Below are 17,636 nucleotides of genomic sequence, written 5' to 3'. Positions count from 1 at the left end.
CCCGGCCGCTAGTCCACGAAGTCGCCGTCGACGTACAGCCAGTGGCCGTCGCCGCCCCGGGTGAAGCGGCTGCGCTCGTGCAGGATGTGCCGGCTGCCGTCGCGCACGTACTGGGCGCGGAACTGCACGACGCCGGCCGGGTCGTCCGCGCCGCCGGCCTCGGTGTCGACGATCTGCAGCCGGCGCCACACCACGGCGTCATCGAGGTCGAGATCGGCCGGGCGGGTGTTCGGATGCCATGTCGCCAACAGGTAGTCGACATCGCCGAGGGCGAACGCTGTGAAGCGGGAACGCATCAGCGCCACCGCGGTGGCAGCGGGACGTTCGCCGCGGTGCAGCGGGCCGCAGCAGGCGTCGTACTCCATCCCGGTATCGCAGCGACACGGTGGATTGTTGGTCGGCACCGGCCAATTCTGCCTGTTCGCTGCCGGTACCGTGGATGGGTGACCGATCGCCGCCTGCTCCTCGTCAACGGGCCCAACTTGAACCTGTTGGGCACTCGCCAGCCCGAAATCTACGGCTCGACCACGCTGGCGCAGATCGAGCAGGCCGTCACCGATCTCGCGGCACAACTGGGCTTCTCCGTGCGTGCGGTACAGAGCAACCACGAAGGTGAACTGGTCGACGCGATCCAGGCGGCGCGCACCGACTGCGTCGGCATCGTGATCAACCCCGCGGCCTACAGCCACACGTCGGTGGCCATCGCCGATGCCCTCACCGCGGCCGAATTGCCGGTTGCCGAAGTGCATTTGAGCAACATCCACAAGCGCGAGGCCTTCCGGCACCACTCTTACGTGTCGGCCGTCGCGGAGACCGTGATCGCCGGCGCGGGGCCCATCGGCTACGAGCTGGCGGTGCGGTACCTGGCAGATCGGTTGTCGCGGTGAGTGATCCGACGATCCACCCACCGGCCGTGCGTCGGGCCGGATTCCTGGTGGCCGCCGAAGGTGCGCTCGGCCTGATCGGGGCCGCGGTGTACGTTGTGCGCGGCCTCGCCGGTGCCGACCAGCACATCGTGAACGGCTACGGCAATGCGATCTGGCTGGCGTGCGTCGGCGGCGCGGTGCTCGCGGGCGGCTGGGCCCTGATCACCGGCCGGCGCTGGGGCCGCGGCATCGGGGTGTTCGCCAACCTGTTGCTGCTCGGAGTCGCCTGGTACGTCTTCCAATCCGGCCAGTTGCAGTACGCCATCGTGGTCGCCTTGGTCGCCATCGTCACGCTGGGCTTGTTGTTCAGCCCGTCCACGGTGGAGTGGATCTCGAAGCGGGAGTGACGGTTTCAGTCGGCGCTCAGGAGTCGTCGGGCGTGGGCCCGGCGGTCCTCGATAACCCGGCCGAATTCCTGTAGCAGCACCGGATTTCGCTGTACCACCGTCTCGATGTGGTCGCGTTCGACGTGCACCACGGTGACTTCGTCGAGGGCATGTGCGTTGCCGATCACCGGTTGGCGCGTCAGTGTGCTCTGACCGAGATAGCTGCCGTCCTCGAGGATCCCGATCAGGGTTTCCACGCCGTCGTCGCTGCTGGCGGTCAACTGAACGCGTCCGGACAGGATGAACGTCATCCGCTCCGGTACCTCGCCGACCCGCTGGATCAATTCGCCGATTCCGTAGCGTTCCAGGTTCGCGGCACCCAGCAATTCGCTTTGTTGGTCGGAGTTCAGCCGTAGTGTCGGTGCGACGACGTCGGCGACGGCCTCGGCGAGCCGTTCGGTTGTCGCGAAATCGTCCTCGGCTTCGTCCAGGTGCAGGCCGGCCCGTCGCGATGCGTACCAGACCCATTGCAGGAAGAGCTTTTTGGTTTCGCCGTCGTCGGCGGGGGAGTGCAGTGGAATGGTGGTCTGATATTCGAGTCCGCCCGCGGGGGTTGCCGACACGGCGCCGTCCGGGCGTCGCATCGGCAGGTCTGCGGCCAGTCGCGTGAGCAGCGCGCACACCTGGTTCGGCGGATCGTCGAGCGAGAAGATGGTGGTCACGGTGAGCGAGTGCGCGTCGGCCGGCCGGCTCAGATTGGTGAACGACGCCCCGGCAAGGACCGAGTTCGGGGTGATCTGGGTTCCGGCGCCGGTCTCCAGATGCACTGCCCGCCAATTGACTTCGACCACGCGGCCGCGTGCGGCAGCCGTGTCCAGCCAGTCGCCGATCTGGAACGGCTGCTCGAACAACATGAGCAGGCCGGAGATGATCTGGCCCACTGAATTCTGCAGTGTCAGGCCGATGACGATCGAGGTGATGCCCAGCGCGGTGAACAGGCCGCGGACGTTCGCTCCCCAGATGTACGAGAAGATCACCGCCAGACCGACCGCGATGAGGACGAACCGGGCGACGTCGACGAAGATCGTCGGCACGCGCTTGCGCCACGTCCCCGCGGGCGCCCCCTGGAACAGGGTGGCGTTGACGCCGGACAGCAGCAGGATCAGCACGACGAACGCGAAAAGTGTTGCGACGGTGCGGACCGAGGTGGCTCCGGCCGGTACCTGCCGGGCCTCGGTCAACAACAGCAGCAGGGCACCGAGGGGCAGCAGGTAGTTGCGTAGTACGGTCACCGGCCGCACCAGGTAGCTCTCCCTGCGTCGCAGCGCGTGCTGCCATTCGGTGAGGACCACCATTCCGATCGGCAATCCGACCGCGATGGCCACGGCCCAGTAGAACCAGGCCGAGGTGAACACGTCGGCGATCATTGCGGCGCCACCAGCCGCCAGATCGGCTCATCCTGCCCGTCCACGGACATGGTGCCGGCAGAAGTGAAGGTCATGGTGGCCTGCAGCGCCTGATAAACGCGGTCCGTGACATCGATTCCGGGTTGCGGTGAGCCGCTCTTGACCTGGTAGGCGACGTTGACCGCGGCACCCCACATGTCGTAGACCACGGAGTACTCGCCGCCGAGACCACTGCTGACGGTGCCGGTGTCGATGCCGGCCCGCAGACCCAGGTGGTTACCGGTTTCATTGTTGAACCGGTCGATGATGCGCTGGCACTCCAAGGCGAAGTCGACGGTCCGCCGGACGTTGTCCAGTCGCGGGGTGTTGAGTCCGCAGCTGCCCAGGTAGCCGTTACGGATCGCGCGAACACGTTCGATACCGAGACTGTCTGCGGCCGCGTCGAATTGGCGCTCGAGCTCGGTGACGACAGCCAGCGACCCCTGCGACGTCAACTGCGCCTGGAGCCGGTCCAGCCCGATGACCTCGGTGAAGATCACCGTGACGTTCTGGTGCTCCTCGGGGACGATCTCCTCACCCTGCTGGTAGCGCTCGACGACCGGTTCGGGCATCAGCAGCGCCAGAAGCTTGGCGTTCTCCTTGCGCTGCTCGACGAGCAGCTCTTCCTTGACGGTCAGGCTCCGGCTCATCTCGTTGAAAGCCTCTGTCAGTTCACCGATCTCGTCGCGCGTCTCGACGGGCACGTTGATGTTGTAGTCGCCGGCGCTGATGCGTTGCGCGCCCGCCTCCAGCCGCCGGATGGGCCGCACGAAGAGTTGGGCGAGGAACATCGCGGCGATGCACACGACGAAGATGATGCCGACGGTCGTCAGCACGATGGTCCGGGTGAACGCGGTCTCCCGCTGGAACGCCTCTGCGGTGTCGATCTTGCCGATGATGGTCCAGTGCAGTTCGGCATCGGGAATCGTGATGGGCGCGTAGGCCAACAGGACCTCGTGGCCGAGATAGTCGGTGGCCAGCCGGGTTCCGGACTCGCCCCGCAAGGCCTGCTTGTTGGTGGTCGGTGGCACCGGTTGCACCAGGGTGGTGCCGCCCAGTTGGATGGCCCGGTCGGCGACGTCGGCCGGCGTGCCGGCCGCGACGACGTCGGTCTTGTAGGTCTGCCGATCCTGCAGGAACATCCGGGAATCCGAGCGCATCAGGTCGTCGGGGCCGACCAGGAACACCTCGCCGGTGTTACCGAGGCCCGATTCCTTCCAGCGCTGGTCGAACGTCATCAGGCGGTTGATCTTCGAGATCGGGAACTGGAGGGCGAGCACCCCCATCGCGCGTCCCGCCGTCACGATCGGGGTGACCATCCAGGCGGTGGGTTGGTTCTCCGCCGGTTGGTATATCTCGAAATCGGTGATGTCCACGTAGTCGACGGAGTTCGCGGACATCGCTTTCTCGTATGCGCCACGGAGTTTGGAGCCGCTGTAGGGACCGGTCAGGATGTTGGTGCCCAGGTCGACGTCTTTGTACGCGCTGTAGACCATGTTGCCGCGGTTGTCGAGCAGGATCGCGTCCTGGAATTCGAACCGATTGACGATCTGGCGGAAGAAATCCTGATATCGCGCGTTCGCCGCCGACCAACTGCTGCCGTCATGGGCGTCGTCGACCTTGACCGCCGTGTCGTCGTCCTTCCGTACGGCGGTGTAATTCGCCTGCAGGTAGCGCTGGGCGTTGTCCCTCGGGAGGAGCTGATCGACATTCAGTTTGGCGCCGCTGGACTGCTCGACCTCTTTGAGAAATGTGTTGGTGTAGTAGTCCGTGATCGACTGCGACTGCGCCGGACTGATGGGTTTGTCCGCCAGCGCGTCGAATCCGGCGGTGAACTCCGCCAGCGCACCCTGGGTGTGCGCGCCGCGCGCATAGATGATCATCGAGTTCTTCAGATCCGACAGCTGGTCCTTCAGCTCGCGCGACTGCGATTGCCGAAGTTCGGTGAGCCGGTTCAGGACCGAGTCGCGCAGCGAGGCGCGACCGGCCCGGAACCCGATGACACCCACGACGGTCGCCGCGACGATGGTGCACAGCACCAGCATCACCACGAGCTTCGACTGGATGCTCACCCTGGACAGCAGTTGGCGACGCTGGAATCGCATTGCCGTCCCTTCGCCGGCCCGGCCTCATCGGTCGGGCCGCGGATCACCACCGATGCTGGCAGCTGAGGCCCACGTGCAGAAGGGAATTGGGGAAGAAATTTGCGAGGAACGTCAGCGGCGGCCGGATCAGCCCTCGGCCAGAGCCGTCAACTCCGGTCCGGACACCCGGTAGGTGGTCCACTCGGTCTGCGGTTTCCCGCCGACCTCGTCGTACAGGGCGATGGCATTCACGTTCCAGTTCAGCACCGCCCACTGCAGCCGCGTGTAACCGCGCTCGACGCATTCCTGCGCCAGCGTCGACAGGAGCTTGCGGGCCAGGCCGCGGCGCCGGAAGTCGGGACGCACGAACAGGTCTTCGAGGTAGATGCCGGAGACGCCGTCCCACGTCGAGAAGTTCAGGAACCACAGTGCGAACGCTGCCGGCCGGCCGTCGACCTCGACGAAATGACCTGAGACGGCGGCCTGACCCGATTCGGCGCCACCGAACAGCGCGGTCCGAATCTGCGCTTCGGTCACGGTGCACTGGTCGGCGGCCTTCTCGAATGCGGCCAGTTCGTGGATCATCGCGGTGATCTCGACTTCGTCGCCCGGCTGCACCGGGCGGATGGTCACGGTCATACGGGTACTCCCAACGCGGTCAGCATCGTCCTGAATTTTGTTGTGGTCTCGGTGACTTCGTCATCGGGATCGGATTCGGCGACGATACCCCCGCCGGCGCGGGCGTCGATGGACAGCCGGTCGGCCGACAGCTGCCCGCACCGGATCGACACCACCCACCGGCCGTCGCCGGCACTGTCACACCAGCCGACCGCACCGGCGTAGAACCCACGGTCGCCTTCGAGTTCGTGGATCAGCCGGGCCGCCGCTTCGGTGGGGACCCCGCCGACGGCCGGCGTCGGATGCAGTGCGATGGCCAAATCCAGTGCGGTGGTCGATGTTTCGCGCAGCCGCCCGACGATCGGGGTGCTCAGGTGCCAGACGGCCGTGGTGGCGCTCACCTGGGGCTCGGCGGCGATGTCGAGTTCGCTGCACAGCGGTTCGAGCGCCTCGCGCATGATGTCGACCACCAGCTGGTGCTCGTGCCGGTTCTTGGCCGACGCCGCCAGCGCAGCGCCGTTGGCGGCGTCCGTCTCGGGGTCGGCCGACCGCGGCGCCGAGCCGGCGAACGGCTTGCACGTCACCACATCGCCGCGACGGGCGACGAGCAGTTCGGGACTCGCGCCGAGCAACGCGGTGCCGGAGTACGGCGCGCCGGCCGCGCTGAGATCGGTGAAAAATGCTGTGGCGCTGTGGTCGTCGGCGAGCCGGCGCAGCACCACGTACGGGTCCAGGGCTTCGTCGGCGACGAGCTCCAGTGCCCGGGCGAGAACCACCTTGTGCAGGCCGGCCGCCGGATCGCGCAGGGCCCGTACCGCCGCTGCCACGCGGGCCCGGTGTTCGTCGGGCGAGGGCAGGCTGGCCGCGATCCGGACCGCCGGCAGCCGGTCGGCGGTGAACGGCAGCGCGTCGGCATGGGTCACCGAGTCCGGCGCCATCAGCGCGGCGGGGGAGTCGAGATCAAAAGGCAAGGCGCCCACCAGGATCGGCACCTCGCCGGCGGCCAGCGCCCGTCGTGCGTCGGCCAGATCGGGGAACGCCCGGGCCGGTCCGTCTGCCAGCATCACCCCATCGGGACCAGCCAACACGAAAAGCGGAGTCACTCGGGCAGGCACGGGTTGGGGTGGCCGGTGAGACCGAGCGCGACCAACTGGCGCACGCCGTGCTCGAAGCCGCACACCGAGATCGAGGCCGCCGCCATCGAGATCCGGATGCCGTCGGTGATCGGGAGCTCCATCCAGCGGGTCATCACGGCGCGCGAGAAGTGGCCGTGCCCGACGAACACCACGTCGCGCGTCGCCATGTGCTCCAGGGCCAGCGCGACGGCCCGGTCGGCGCGGGCACTGACATCGGCCAGGCTCTCGCCGCCGGGGCAGCCGTGCGTCCACACCAGCCAGTTGGGCACCTGCTCGCGAATCTGCGGCGTCGTCAGGCCCTCGTAATCGCCGTAGTCCCACTCGGCCAGCAGTTCGGTGGTCTCGGCGACGTTCAGCCCGGCGAGTTCGGCCGTCACCACGGCCCGCCGCCGCGGGCTGCTGATCACCAAGGGGTCGTCGAGCTTCAGCTCGGCCAGCGCCGAGGCGGCGCTGCGGGCCTGCTGCAGGCCTTCCTCGGTCAGCTCGAGGTCGGTGCGTCCGGTGTGCCGGCCACTGCGCGACCATTCGGTCTGGCCGTGGCGAAGCAACAACAGCCTGTGCTTGGAGGGATCGGCTGCGGTACTCACGCCCGAGATTCTGCCCCACGGTGAGCGGTGCCACATGGCCGCGTGTCAGGATGGGCACCGTGACACGGGTACTTGCGGTCGCCAACCAAAAAGGTGGGGTCGCAAAAACGACGACAGTGGCGTCGCTGGGTGCAGCGCTGACCGAGGAAGGGCAGCGCGTTCTGCTCGTCGACCTCGATCCGCAGGGCTGCCTGACCTTCTCTCTCGGCCAGGACCCCGACAAGCTGCCGGTCTCGGTGCACGAGGTGCTGCTCGGTGACGTGGAGCCCGACGTCGCGCTGGTCTCGACCACCGAGGGTATGACCCTGCTGCCGGCCAACATCGACCTGGCCGGTGCCGAAGCGATGCTGCTGATGCGGGCCGGTCGCGAGTACGCGCTCAAGCGCGCGCTGGCCAAGGTCGCCGATCAATTCGACGTCGTGATCATCGACTGCCCGCCGTCACTCGGCGTGCTGACGCTCAACGGCCTGACCGCGGCCAACGACGTCGTCGTGCCGCTGCAGTGCGAGACGCTGGCCCACCGCGGTGTCGGCCAGTTCCTGCGGACCGTCACCGACGTGCAGCAGATCACCAACCCGGACCTGCGCCTGCTGGGCGCGCTGCCGACGCTGTACGACGCCCGCACCACCCACAGCCGCGACGTGCTGCTCGATGTGGCCGACCGCTACAGCCTCGTGGTGCTCGCGCCGCCGATCCCGCGCACGGTGCGGTTCGCCGAGGCCAGTGCCTCGGGTTCGTCGGTCCTCGCAGGCCGAAAGAACAAGGGCGCCATCGCTTATCGCGAATTGGCGCAGTCGCTGCTGAAGCACTGGAAGAAGAACAAGGCGCTGCCCGTCTTCACCCCTGAGGTGTGATCCCGCGGGTCACTGACCCAACGCCACCAACTGGCTGCCGCGCTGCTCCAGCAGCACCGAACCGGCCAGGGCCGGGATGACCGCGGTGTTGACGGGCTGCCGGGCCAGCGCGATGTGCGTCTGGCCGGCGCCGCTCTGCGCGTCGAACGTGTCGTAGCCGCTGGTGACCGGAACCAGCAGATGGCCGGCCAGCATTGTCGCCGGGCCGATCGGCGCCTGTCCGCCCTGTGCGCTGACGGTGTACTTGTAGCGCAGCCCGTTGGCGTCGAAAACCAGCACCGAGTCGCCGGTGTACCAGGTGACGACGTCACCGACGCGGGTCGTCGCGGTCACCGGTGTCGGCGCATGCGGCAGCAGCGTGCTGGCGATGGTGTTGCCGGTTTCGTCGACGATGTTCACGCACGGCTGCGGCGTCGGCACGTAGATGGCCGCCTTGGTCTCGGACACCGCGATCACCTGGGCGTCGGAGTCCACACTCACACCGGGCAACGCCACCCGCTTGACGTCCGGCTGGTCTTCTTCCTTGGCGGCCTTGAGCAGCGTCAACCGCAGGTCGTTCTGCTTGGGGCAGGCCTCCATGACGGCCACCGACGCCGGGCTAGCCGCGGCGGAGGTCAACCGGCACAGGGGAGAGGCCGGCACACCGGGTTTCACGACGGCGTCGAGGTAGCCGTAGCTGATCATGCGCACCAGGTCCGAGCGCCACTGCTCGAGGCGGCTGTCTCCGTACGACAGGATCGTCGTCCCGTCGGTGGACAGCTTCACTTCGGCGTCGGCCAGGCTGCTGCGGGCGGGTCCGCGTCGACCGGTGCTCGCGTCGACCGCGCTCGCCTGCCCACAGCCGCGGTCGTCGGGGTACACCGCCACCGCGTACTGGTACACGGTGGTGACGCCGCACAGTTCGCGGCCGCGGGAGTAGCTCCAGACGGTGCTGCCGGTGGCCGGGTCCCGGCCCAGCATCTCGTCGCCGTCGCCGGTCACCACGACGCCGCCGACGACCGCCGGCTGGGTGGTCTTGCCGCTGGCCGCGGTCCACAGTTCGCGCAGCGTCGTGGGCACTGTCTTCGCGGCGTGCAACGCCGGGACGGGACGCTCGGCGGGCCGGCTGACGGTGGCCCGCGCGTCGCTGTTCCACCAGATCAGCGCGGCGCCGACCGCGACCACCACAACGATGGCCGCGGCGGCGATCAGATCAGCTTTGGTACGTCGTTCCGGTTTGACCATAGGGCGCCGACGACCTGCGGCTATTCGGCTGCAGGTGCGGCGACGGCCGCGGCCTCTGCGCCGGCCTTGCTCGGACGACGACGCCGGCGGCGACGACCCGAATGGGTCGACTCGGCGGGCGTGTCGCCGGTGGGCGCACCGGCTTCGGCGGGGGTGTCGCCCTCGGCGGCACCGGACGCCTCGACATGACCGGTGGCCGTTTCCCCGGCGCGGGTGCGGCGGCGCGACCGGCTGCGGCTGCGGGCCGGGCGGTCCTTGTCGGCGCTCGACTCGCGCTTGAGCTCGGGGTCAGAGGCCGACTTCTTGGCGGGCTTGGCGCGCGAGGCGCCGATCGAGCCGGTGACATCGGTCGGGATGTCCAGCTCTTCGTACAGGTGCGGCGAGCGCGAGTAGGTCTCGGCCGGGTCCGGGCAGTCCAGGTTCAGGGCCTTGTCGATGAGCGCCCAGCGGGTCAGCTCGTCCCAGTCGACCAGCGTGACGGCGATACCGGTCTTGCCGGCGCGGCCGGTACGGCCGATCCGGTGCACGTAGGACTGCTCGTCCTCGGGGATCTGGTAGTTGATGACGTGCGTGATGTCGTCGATGTCGATGCCGCGGGCGGCGACGTCGGTCGCGACCAGCACGTCGATGTCGCTGTTGCGGAAGGACTTGAGCGCCTTCTCGCGGGCGATCTGGCCCAGGTCACCGTGGACGGCGCCGACCTTGAAGCCGCGCTCGGCGAGCTCGTCGGACACCTTCTGCGCGGTGCGCTTGGTGCGGGTGAAGATCATGGTGGCGCCGCGGCCGTTGGCCTGCAGGATGCGGCTGACCATCTCGACCTTGTCCAGCGCGTGGGCGCGGTAGACGTACTGCTTGGTGGTGTCGTGGGTGGCCGCCGAGTGCGGGGCCTCGGCCCGGATGTGCGTCGGCTGGTTCATGAAGGTGCGCGCCAGCGTGATGATCGGGTCCGGCATGGTCGCCGAGAAGAGCATGGCCTGGCGGGAGTCCGGGGTCAGCCGCAGGATGCGCTCGATGTCGGGCAGGAAGCCCAGGTCCAGCATCTCGTCGGCCTCGTCGAGGACCAGGACGCTCAGGCCACCGAGCTGCAGGTGACCCTGCTGAGCCAGGTCAAGGAGCCGGCCCGGGGTGCCGACGATGACGTCGACGCCCTGCTGCAGGGCCTCGATCTGCGGCTCGTAGGGTCGGCCGCCGTAGATGGCCTCGACGCGGAGTTTGCGTTCCCCGTTCTCGCCGGCCTTGAGGTGTTTGCTGGCCATAGTGAGGTCGCCGTAGACCTGGATGCAGAGCTCGCGGGTGGGGACGACGACGAGCGCGCGGGGGGTGCCGGTCAGCGGCAGCGCGGCGTCAGAGGCGACGCGGTGCAGCAGCGGCACGCCGAACGCCAGGGTCTTGCCCATGCCGGTGCGGGCCTGGCCGATCAGGTCGTCGCCCGCCAGCGCCAGGGGCATGGTCAGTTCCTGGATGGCGAACGGGTGGGCCTTGCCGTCTTCGGCGAGCGCCCGGACGATCTCGTCCCGAACGCCGAGGTCAGCGAATGTTTTTTCTTCGGTTGTCTTTGCAGTCAATGCGGTCATGAGGTGGCGTGGATGCCTTCCAGTGTCATCGGAGTCAGTGCTCGCTGTTTGTCCACGCGCGCACGAGTCTGACGATCAACACTTGGGCCCTCGGGGCGATTCTGCCGATTCAGCCGGATGTTCCGGCGAGCTGGAGAACCGCCTACCGCGTCGGTCGCGGATGGAGGCGGGCCAACACGTGCACGCACATTTCCTTGGTCGTGGCCGGTTGCGCGTTGCCCGCGCCGGACCCTTCTCGGATCCGGAACTTGCTCGGAACTGGCTACAGCCGAGACCATTGTAGCTGGTCGCATCGCCGGTCGGCTGTGACGCGAGTCGCGGTCTACAGTTGGGGCCATGCCTTCGACGTCCCAGGCGCGGCCCGAGCAGACGGCAACTCCGGTGCAGCCGGCGGTGTCCGGCGACCATCCCGGTGTCAACGAGTTGTTCGCCTTGTTGGCCTACGGAGAGGTCGCCGCGTTCTACCGGCTGACCGAGGAGGCGCGCATGGCGCCGAATCTGGCCGGCCGCATCAACCTGGCGCGCATGGCCGCCGCTGAGATGGGGCACTTCGACGTATTGCGCGACGCGCTGCTGCGCCGCGGCGTCGACGTCGTCCCGGCGATGACGAAATACGCTCCGGCACTGGAGAACTACCACCGACTGACCACGCCGAGCACGTGGCTCGAAGCGCTCGTCAAGACGTACGTCGGCGACGCCCTCGCGGCGGATTTCTACCTCGAGATCGCCGGTTCGCTGCCCGCCGAGGCCGCCGACGTGGTGCGCGCGGTGCTGTCGGAAACCGGGCACTCCCAGTTCGTGGTGGCCGAGGTGCGGGCCGCGGTCGGCGCGAGCGACCGGCAGCGGCACCGGCTGGCGTTGTGGTCGCGGCGGCTGCTGGGAGAGGCGATCACCCAGGCGCAGTTCGTGATGGCCGAGCATGACGAGCTCGTCGACCTGGTGCTGTCCAGCGGCGAGGGCCTGACCCAGATGACCGAGTTCTTCGAGCGCCTGCAGGAGACACACAAGAACCGGGTGCGCGAACTCGGCCTCGGCTGAGCTCACACACCCGGTTCTGTCGTGCCGCGGTGATTACTTCGTGCAGGTCGTGATCATCGTGTTGTTGGTCTGCATGGCGACCGCCTGGCCGGAACCGTCGCTGATCGAGCAGTTCAGCTGACCGGTGACGCTGGTTGCGGTCACCGAACTCAGCGTGACGCCCGGGTTCAGCGTGACCGTCTTGGCCCACGGCAGCGCCACGTTCACATCCGTCTGCAGCGCACCCTGCCCGTCGGTGTAGATCACCGTCACGAGGTCCAGGAGCGACTTGTTGCCCGTGATGCGGTACGTGACCGTGTTCGGCAGCGGTGCCGCGGGCACCGCCGCGGGGTCGGCCGGCGGGACGGCCTCGGCGGGTGTGGGCGCCGCCGCGGTCGGGGTGACGGTCGTGACGGTCTCGGGTGCCAGTGACGCGGTGGGCGGCGCCGCCGTCACTCGGGGGCGCGGAGCCGCCGACGGCGCGGCGGAGGCGGTCGGCGTCGCCGACTGGCTGGTGCTGGGCGGGGTGATCGGCGCGGTGACAGGTCCGCTGTCGCCGCCGCCGAGGATCACGACGGTGCAGATGACGGCGACGAGCAGGATGGCACCGGCGACGCCGGCCACCCACACCCAGCGCCGGTCGATGCCTTCGTCGTACTCGTAGATCTCGTCGTCGTAGTCGTCATATGCCGCGTCGGCGTCCGCGTCGGTGTAGCCCGCATCGGACGCGGTGAACCGATCGGTGTCGCCGTAGGTGCTGGTGTACTCGCGCGCCGGTCGGTCGGCCAGATCGGTGGCCGAACCGTACGAGCTGTACGAACCGTACGAGTGGCTGCGGTCGCTGCTGTAGTCGGTGCTGCCGTACCCACTGCCGTACGCGGTGCTGGAGCCGTAGCTGTAACCGCGGTCGTAGCCCTCGTAGCTCGGGGTGTCCCCGTAGCTGCCGGTGGACGCCCCCGACGGTGTTGAATATCGCGAATATGTCCTGCTCATGGCGACTTTCCCCGGTCGAGTATCACTTACCTCGTCGATGCTAATGGTGCAGAAGTTACGGATGAGCTCGGCTCGCTGGCCGCCTGATAACGGTCGGGACTCGGTTCGGTCGACCCCGCCGCGACGACCCGTCGCGACCTCGAAGAGCGGTGCCGCCGGGCGGTGTTTTCGGGCCGACAACTGTGATGACGTCGTGACCTCGGCGCCGGGACTTGCACCGGTTCGCCACCGGCGAACGGCCCGCGGCCACCGCGGCGGCCGTCGTCCACTAGCCTCCTGAGGAGAGTTCGACAGCAGCTCGACCGAAGTCTTGAAAACGAATGAAAGGGGTCAGCGTGGAGGTCAAGATCGGTGTCACCGACAGCCCGCGCGAACTGTTCCTCAACAGCGCGCAGACTCCCGAGGAAGTGGAGAAGTTGGTGACCGACGCGCTCGGTCAGGATTCGGGCGTGCTCGCACTGACCGACGAGAAGGGTCGCCGGTTCCTGGTGCAGACCGCAAAGATCGCCTACGTCGAGATCGGCGCTGCCGACGTCCGCCGCGTCGGCTTCGGCGTCACCGGCAAGGACTGACACCGCCCACACGCAGAAAAGCTGCCCCTTTCCATCATGGAAAGGGGCAGCTTTCTTTGTTCTGGCCGCGTCAGCGGGTGAGTGGAACGTGTGACAGTCCGCCCCAGGCGAACTGCACCGTGCCGTCGACGGCCGCGTCCTTGGAGATCGGCCGGTCGTTGTTGATCCAGTAGCGGGCACAGTCGACGCTGATCGCGACGAGCCCGACGGCGATCATCCGGGCGCGATGGGGCTCCAACCCGGAATCGCTGCTCACCAGGTCGAACACCGCGTCGGTGCACGAATCGGTTGCGACCTTCACCTGCGCCGACACCTGCGGCTCGGTGACGTAGTCGTTCTCGAAGATCAGCCGGTAGCCCTGGCTGTCGTGCTCGATGAAGTCGAAGAACGCCTCGACGGCCGCACGCAGGCGCAGCCGGTTGTCGGTGGTGGCGCTCAGCGCGCCGCGCACGCCCTGCAGCAGGTTGTCGACGTGCCGCTGCAGCACGGCCAGGTACAGCTCCAGCTTCGACGAGAAGTGTTGGTACAGGACGGGTTTGCTCACGCCGGCGCGTTCGGCGATCTCGTCCATGCCGGCTGCGTGGTAGCCGCGGTCCACGAAGACGTCGCTCGCCGCGATCAGCAGCTGGCCGCGGCGTTCGTCGCGAGGCAGCCGGTTGCCCCGTCGATTCGTGGTCGGGCCGCCCTGCGCACCGTCGGTTCCGGCTTGCGTGCCTCTGGCGTCTGAGGTGTTGGCAACCTCGCTCATTACGTCCTCAATCTGGCATTGTCCGATCTGGACCCCGCTGTTCATGGCCGCCCAACGTGTTGTTCAGGTTGACCGACCCGGCAGTTTATCGCCACGACACTACTACCGTTAGTTCGCGGCATTCGCGTGCTACCAGCGGTTCGGCGATTGTGTCCGGTCCCACTTGAACAACCTGGTGGCGTGCCATTACCGGCGTACGCCCAGCTCTGTGCCATCCTGGTTCGGTGACCTACGACCCGGGCCGAGGCACCGGTCGCGTCCCTGTGGTGCGCAACGAGTGGCGTGAGCCCTTGCGCGCGCAGCGGGATCCGGTGGCCGAGGACTCCGGACGGCTGCGGTCCAACCGGGACGACCGGCAGCAGTGGCGCAAGCAGTCCTGGCTGGGCCGCTTCGTATCCACCTACGGGTGGCGCGCCTACGCCCTGCCGGCCCTGGCCGTCGTCACCGGAATCGTGGTCTACCAGAGCATCTCCGGTCCGGCGCCGATCACACCGTCGCATCCGCACGTGCCGATGGTCGGCCAGCCCACCATCAACTCGGCGAGCACCGCGATCGTCGGCGCACCGCCCAAGGGCCTGACGCAGTTCGACGTCAACCTGCCCACCGGCATCCTGCCGGACGGCGGTCCGTTCACCGAGGCCGGCGCCAAGGCCTGGCACATCGTGCCGGGTACCACCGGCAAGATCGGTCAGGGCACCACCAAGTCGGTGACCTACACCGTCGAGGTGGAGGACGGCGTCGACACCACCAGTTTCGGCGGTGACGAGGCGTTCGCCCGGATGGTCGCCGAAACCCTCGCGAACCCCAAGAGTTGGACGCATGACGGGAAGTTCGCCTTCACCCGGCTCGACGCGTCGTCGCCGGAGACACCGGATTTCCGGGTGTCCCTGACCTCGCCGATGACGGTCCGCGAGGGCTGTGGCTACGACATCCAGCTGGAGTCGTCGTGCTTCAACCCGGCGTACTTCCCGGCCGACGGTGGCAAGGCGCAGTCCCGCGTCTTCATCAACGAGGCGCGCTGGGTGCGCGGCGCGGTGCCGTTCCAGGGCGACATCGGCTCGTACCGCCAGTACCTGATCAACCATGAGGTCGGCCACGCCCTCGGCTTCCGGATGCACGAGCCCTGCGGTGACAACGGCGGGCTGGCGCCGATCATGATGCAGCAGACCTTCTCGACCAACAACAACGACGACGCCAAGTTCGACCCGGAGTCGGTCAAGCCCGACGGCAAGACCTGCCACGTCAACTCCTGGCCGTACCCCATTCCTTAGCCGCCCCTCCCGCGAGCGGCCGTGTCTGTACCCCGACACGCCGTATTCGGCGTACATGGAGCGCACGCTCGTCGCCGCCGAGCGGCCCCGAAATGTCATGCGAAGCCGCTGATTACTGTTGAGGGCATGGCATCCCCGTCCGGACGCAAGGAGGAAAACGGCTCCTTGCCGCCGCTGGTGCAGCCGGCAGCCGAACTGACCCGCGACGAGGTGGCGCGATACAGCCGCCACCTGATCATCCCGGACCTCGGCGTCGACGGGCAGAAGCGGCTCAAGAACGCACGGGTGCTCGTGATCGGCGCCGGGGGACTGGGTTCCCCGACCCTGCTCTATCTCGCGGCGGCGGGCGTCGGCACCATCGGCATCGTCGAGTTCGACGTCGTCGATGAATCTAACCTGCAGCGCCAGATCATCCATGGCCAGTCCGACGTCGGCCGGTCGAAAGCCCAGAGCGCCCGCGAATCGATCCTGGAGATCAACCCGCTGGTCACCGTCAATCTGCACGAATTCCGGCTCGACACCGACAACGCGGTGCCGCTGTTCGAGCAGTACGACCTGATCCTGGACGGCACCGACAACTTCGCCACCCGCTACCTCGTCAACGACGCCGCGGTGCTGGCGCACAAGCCGTACGTCTGGGGCTCGATCTACCGGTTCTCCGGCCAGGTGTCGGTGTTCTGGGAGGACGCCCCCGACGGGCGCGGGCTGAACTACCGCGATCTCTACCCGGAGCCGCCGGCCCCGGGCACGGTGCCGTCATGCGCCGAGGGCGGCGTGCTGGGGATTCTCTGCGCGTCTGTCGCCTCGGTGATGGGCACCGAGGCCATCAAGCTGATCACCGGTATCGGCGAGTCGTTGCTGGGCCGGCTGATGATCTACGACGCCCTCGACATGACCTACCGCACCATCGCGATCCGCAAGGACCCGGCGACCCCGAAGATCACCGGACTCATCGACTACGACGCGTTCTGCGGCGTGGTGTCCGACGCGGCCGCCGAGGCGGCGGCCGACTCGACGGTGACTCCGCTCGAGCTGCGGGAGCTGATCGACTCCGGCAAGCCCGTCGCCCTGATCGACGTGCGGGAGCCCGCGGAGTGGGCCATCAACCGCATCGAGGGTGCCGAACTGATTCCCAAGTCGACGCTCGACTCCGGGGCCGGGCTGGCCCGGGTGCCACAGGACCGAATTGCGGTGCTGTACTGCAAGACCGGGATCCGCTCGGCCGAGGTCCTGCTCGCCCTCAAACAGGCCGGATTCGCCGACGCGTTGCACCTGCAGGGCGGAATCGTGGCCTGGGCCCGGCAACTCGAGCCCGACATGGTCATGTACTGACGTCAGGTCTGGCCGGGCACACCTTAGTCTGATCGGGTGACCGTCGACCGTCCTCCCGAACATGTGCTCACGGCGTTCGGCCTGACCGGTCTCCGGCCGGTGCCGCTCGGCTCGAGCTGGGAGGGCGGCTGGCGCTGTGGCGAGGTCGTGCTGTCCATGGTCGCCGACAACGCGCGGGCGTCCTGGTCGGCCAAGGTGCGCGAGACGCTGTTCGTGGACGGCGTCCGGCTGGCCCGCCCGGTGCGTGCCACCGACGGCCGCTACGTCGTCGCCGGCTGGCGCGCTGACACGTTCGTCACCGGGACACCGGAACCGCGGCACGACGAGATCGTCTCGGCGGCGGTGCGCCTGCACGAGGCGACGGCCAAGCTCGAGCGTCCACGGTTCCTGACGCAGCCGCCCGCGGTGCCGTGGAGCGACGTCGATGTCTTCATCGCCGCCGACCGCGCCGCGTGGGAAGACCGGCCACTGCAGTCGTTGCCGCCCGGCTCGCGGGTGGTACCCGGGACCACCGACGGCCGCCGTTCGATCGAGCTGATCAATCAGCTTGCGTCGCTGCGCAAGCCGACCCGCAACCCGAGCCAGCTGGTGCACGGCGACCTCTACGGCACCGTGCTGTTCGCCGGCACCGCCGCGCCGGGCATCACCGACATCACGCCGTACTGGCGCCCGGCGTCGTGGGCCGCGGGCGTGGTCGTCGTCGATGCGCTGTCCTGGGGCGAGGCCGACGACGGTCTCATCGAACGCTGGGCATCGCTGCCGGAGTGGCCGCAGATGTTGTTGCGTGCCTTGATCTTCCGGCTCGCTGTGCATGCCCTGCACCCCCGGTCGACGGCCGCGGCTTTCCCGGGGCTGGCCCGCACCGCAGCTCTGGTCCGCCTGGTGCTGTAATTCCGCGCACCGTCGTTCGAATGGCAGCGCGCCCCGTT

The 17,636-nt window shown here is 68.1% G+C and carries 18 protein-coding genes; 8 read left to right on the top strand and 10 right to left on the bottom strand.

From position 1 onward, the window contains the following. Nucleotides 1–8: 8 nt before the first annotated feature. Complete coding sequence (locus ACJH6I_RS05300) at nucleotides 9–365, bottom strand: YchJ family protein (protein WP_138250130.1); 357 nt, start codon at nucleotides 363–365, stop codon at nucleotides 9–11. 78 nt (nucleotides 366–443) lie between these two features. Here ACJH6I_RS05300 and aroQ point away from each other — a divergent pair, with 78 nt between their 5' ends. Both aroQ and ACJH6I_RS05290 read left to right on the top strand, forming a co-directional pair. Further along, complete coding sequence (gene aroQ / locus ACJH6I_RS05295; protein WP_043392452.1) at nucleotides 444–887, top strand: type II 3-dehydroquinate dehydratase; 444 nt, start codon at nucleotides 444–446, stop codon at nucleotides 885–887. Further along, a complete protein-coding gene (locus ACJH6I_RS05290; RefSeq protein ID WP_138250046.1) occupies nucleotides 884–1,273 on the top strand; it encodes a hypothetical protein in 390 nt (129 codons plus the stop codon). Before aroQ ends, ACJH6I_RS05290 begins: the two co-directional genes overlap by 4 nt. A 5-nt stretch (nucleotides 1,274–1,278) precedes the next feature. Here ACJH6I_RS05290 and ACJH6I_RS05285 read toward each other — a convergent pair whose 3' ends face one another. From ACJH6I_RS05285 to ACJH6I_RS05265, 5 genes are all read right to left on the bottom strand, one after another. Then, complete coding sequence (locus tag ACJH6I_RS05285; RefSeq protein WP_406783846.1) at nucleotides 1,279–2,676, bottom strand: mechanosensitive ion channel family protein; 1,398 nt, start codon at nucleotides 2,674–2,676, stop codon at nucleotides 1,279–1,281. Continuing rightward, nucleotides 2,676–4,802, bottom strand: coding sequence for an adenylate/guanylate cyclase domain-containing protein (locus ACJH6I_RS05280; RefSeq protein WP_267323694.1), 2,127 nt, complete (start codon nucleotides 4,800–4,802; stop codon nucleotides 2,676–2,678). Before ACJH6I_RS05280 ends, ACJH6I_RS05285 begins: the two co-directional genes overlap by 1 nt. A gap of 126 nt (nucleotides 4,803–4,928) precedes the next feature. Then, a complete protein-coding gene (locus ACJH6I_RS05275; protein WP_060999103.1) occupies nucleotides 4,929–5,420 on the bottom strand; it encodes a GNAT family N-acetyltransferase in 492 nt (163 codons plus the stop codon). Continuing rightward, nucleotides 5,417–6,463, bottom strand: a complete 1,047-nt coding sequence (locus ACJH6I_RS05270) for an isochorismate synthase MenF (protein WP_267324332.1) — start codon at nucleotides 6,461–6,463, stop codon at nucleotides 5,417–5,419. Before ACJH6I_RS05270 ends, ACJH6I_RS05275 begins: the two co-directional genes overlap by 4 nt. A gap of 35 nt (nucleotides 6,464–6,498) precedes the next feature. Beyond that, the gene (locus ACJH6I_RS05265) at nucleotides 6,499–7,158 is read right to left on the bottom strand and encodes an acid phosphatase (protein WP_406783817.1); all 660 of its coding nucleotides are present in this window, start codon (nucleotides 7,156–7,158) and stop codon (nucleotides 6,499–6,501) included. 14 nt (nucleotides 7,159–7,172) lie between these two features. Between ACJH6I_RS05265 and ACJH6I_RS05260 the strand changes: the two genes are divergently transcribed. Further along, nucleotides 7,173–7,976, top strand: coding sequence for a ParA family protein (locus ACJH6I_RS05260; RefSeq protein WP_166428055.1), 804 nt, complete (start codon nucleotides 7,173–7,175; stop codon nucleotides 7,974–7,976). Between the two features lie 9 nt (nucleotides 7,977–7,985). Here ACJH6I_RS05260 and ACJH6I_RS05255 read toward each other — a convergent pair whose 3' ends face one another. Both ACJH6I_RS05255 and ACJH6I_RS05250 read right to left on the bottom strand, forming a co-directional pair. Then, nucleotides 7,986–9,200, bottom strand: a complete 1,215-nt coding sequence (locus tag ACJH6I_RS05255) for a hypothetical protein (RefSeq protein WP_406783816.1) — start codon at nucleotides 9,198–9,200, stop codon at nucleotides 7,986–7,988. 20 nt (nucleotides 9,201–9,220) lie between these two features. After that, nucleotides 9,221–10,774, bottom strand: coding sequence for a DEAD/DEAH box helicase (locus ACJH6I_RS05250; RefSeq protein ID WP_138250041.1), 1,554 nt, complete (start codon nucleotides 10,772–10,774; stop codon nucleotides 9,221–9,223). Nucleotides 10,775–11,110: 336 nt separating this feature from the next. Between ACJH6I_RS05250 and ACJH6I_RS05245 the strand changes: the two genes are divergently transcribed. Next, on the top strand, nucleotides 11,111–11,812 hold the full coding sequence (locus ACJH6I_RS05245; protein WP_133426878.1) for a ferritin-like fold-containing protein: 702 nt from the start codon (nucleotides 11,111–11,113) through the stop codon (nucleotides 11,810–11,812). A gap of 33 nt (nucleotides 11,813–11,845) precedes the next feature. Here the strand turns inward: ACJH6I_RS05245 and ACJH6I_RS05240 are convergent, their stop codons facing one another. After that, nucleotides 11,846–12,784 (bottom strand): hypothetical protein, encoded by a 939-nt coding sequence (locus ACJH6I_RS05240; protein ID WP_138250040.1) that lies wholly within the window; start codon nucleotides 12,782–12,784, stop codon nucleotides 11,846–11,848. Nucleotides 12,785–13,119: 335 nt separating this feature from the next. Between ACJH6I_RS05240 and ACJH6I_RS05235 the strand changes: the two genes are divergently transcribed. Beyond that, nucleotides 13,120–13,356 carry a DUF3107 domain-containing protein gene (locus tag ACJH6I_RS05235; RefSeq protein WP_135355331.1) on the top strand — a complete coding sequence of 79 codons (237 nt, stop codon included), beginning with the start codon at nucleotides 13,120–13,122 and terminating at the stop codon, nucleotides 13,354–13,356. 70 nt (nucleotides 13,357–13,426) lie between these two features. Here ACJH6I_RS05235 and ACJH6I_RS05230 read toward each other — a convergent pair whose 3' ends face one another. Beyond that, the gene (locus ACJH6I_RS05230) at nucleotides 13,427–14,104 is read right to left on the bottom strand and encodes a TetR/AcrR family transcriptional regulator (protein ID WP_212806560.1); all 678 of its coding nucleotides are present in this window, start codon (nucleotides 14,102–14,104) and stop codon (nucleotides 13,427–13,429) included. A 224-nt stretch (nucleotides 14,105–14,328) separates the two neighbouring features. Between ACJH6I_RS05230 and ACJH6I_RS05225 the strand changes: the two genes are divergently transcribed. The 3 genes from ACJH6I_RS05225 (at nucleotide 14,329) to ACJH6I_RS05215 (ending at nucleotide 17,598) form a co-directional block, all read left to right on the top strand. Further along, on the top strand, nucleotides 14,329–15,375 hold the full coding sequence (locus ACJH6I_RS05225; RefSeq protein ID WP_212806559.1) for a DUF3152 domain-containing protein: 1,047 nt from the start codon (nucleotides 14,329–14,331) through the stop codon (nucleotides 15,373–15,375). A 126-nt stretch (nucleotides 15,376–15,501) separates the two neighbouring features. Continuing rightward, nucleotides 15,502–16,707 carry an adenylyltransferase/sulfurtransferase MoeZ gene (gene moeZ / locus ACJH6I_RS05220; protein WP_318984121.1) on the top strand — a complete coding sequence of 402 codons (1,206 nt, stop codon included), beginning with the start codon at nucleotides 15,502–15,504 and terminating at the stop codon, nucleotides 16,705–16,707. Nucleotides 16,708–16,743: 36 nt separating this feature from the next. Next, nucleotides 16,744–17,598 carry a TIGR02569 family protein gene (locus ACJH6I_RS05215; protein WP_073697168.1) on the top strand — a complete coding sequence of 285 codons (855 nt, stop codon included), beginning with the start codon at nucleotides 16,744–16,746 and terminating at the stop codon, nucleotides 17,596–17,598. Nucleotides 17,599–17,636: the final 38 nt, after the last annotated feature.

The organism is Mycobacterium sp. SMC-13, from assembly GCF_045311035.1.
In the GTDB taxonomy this organism is placed as follows: domain Bacteria; phylum Actinomycetota; class Actinomycetes; order Mycobacteriales; family Mycobacteriaceae; genus Mycobacterium.
This window is presented reverse-complemented; position numbering and strand designations above follow the sequence as displayed.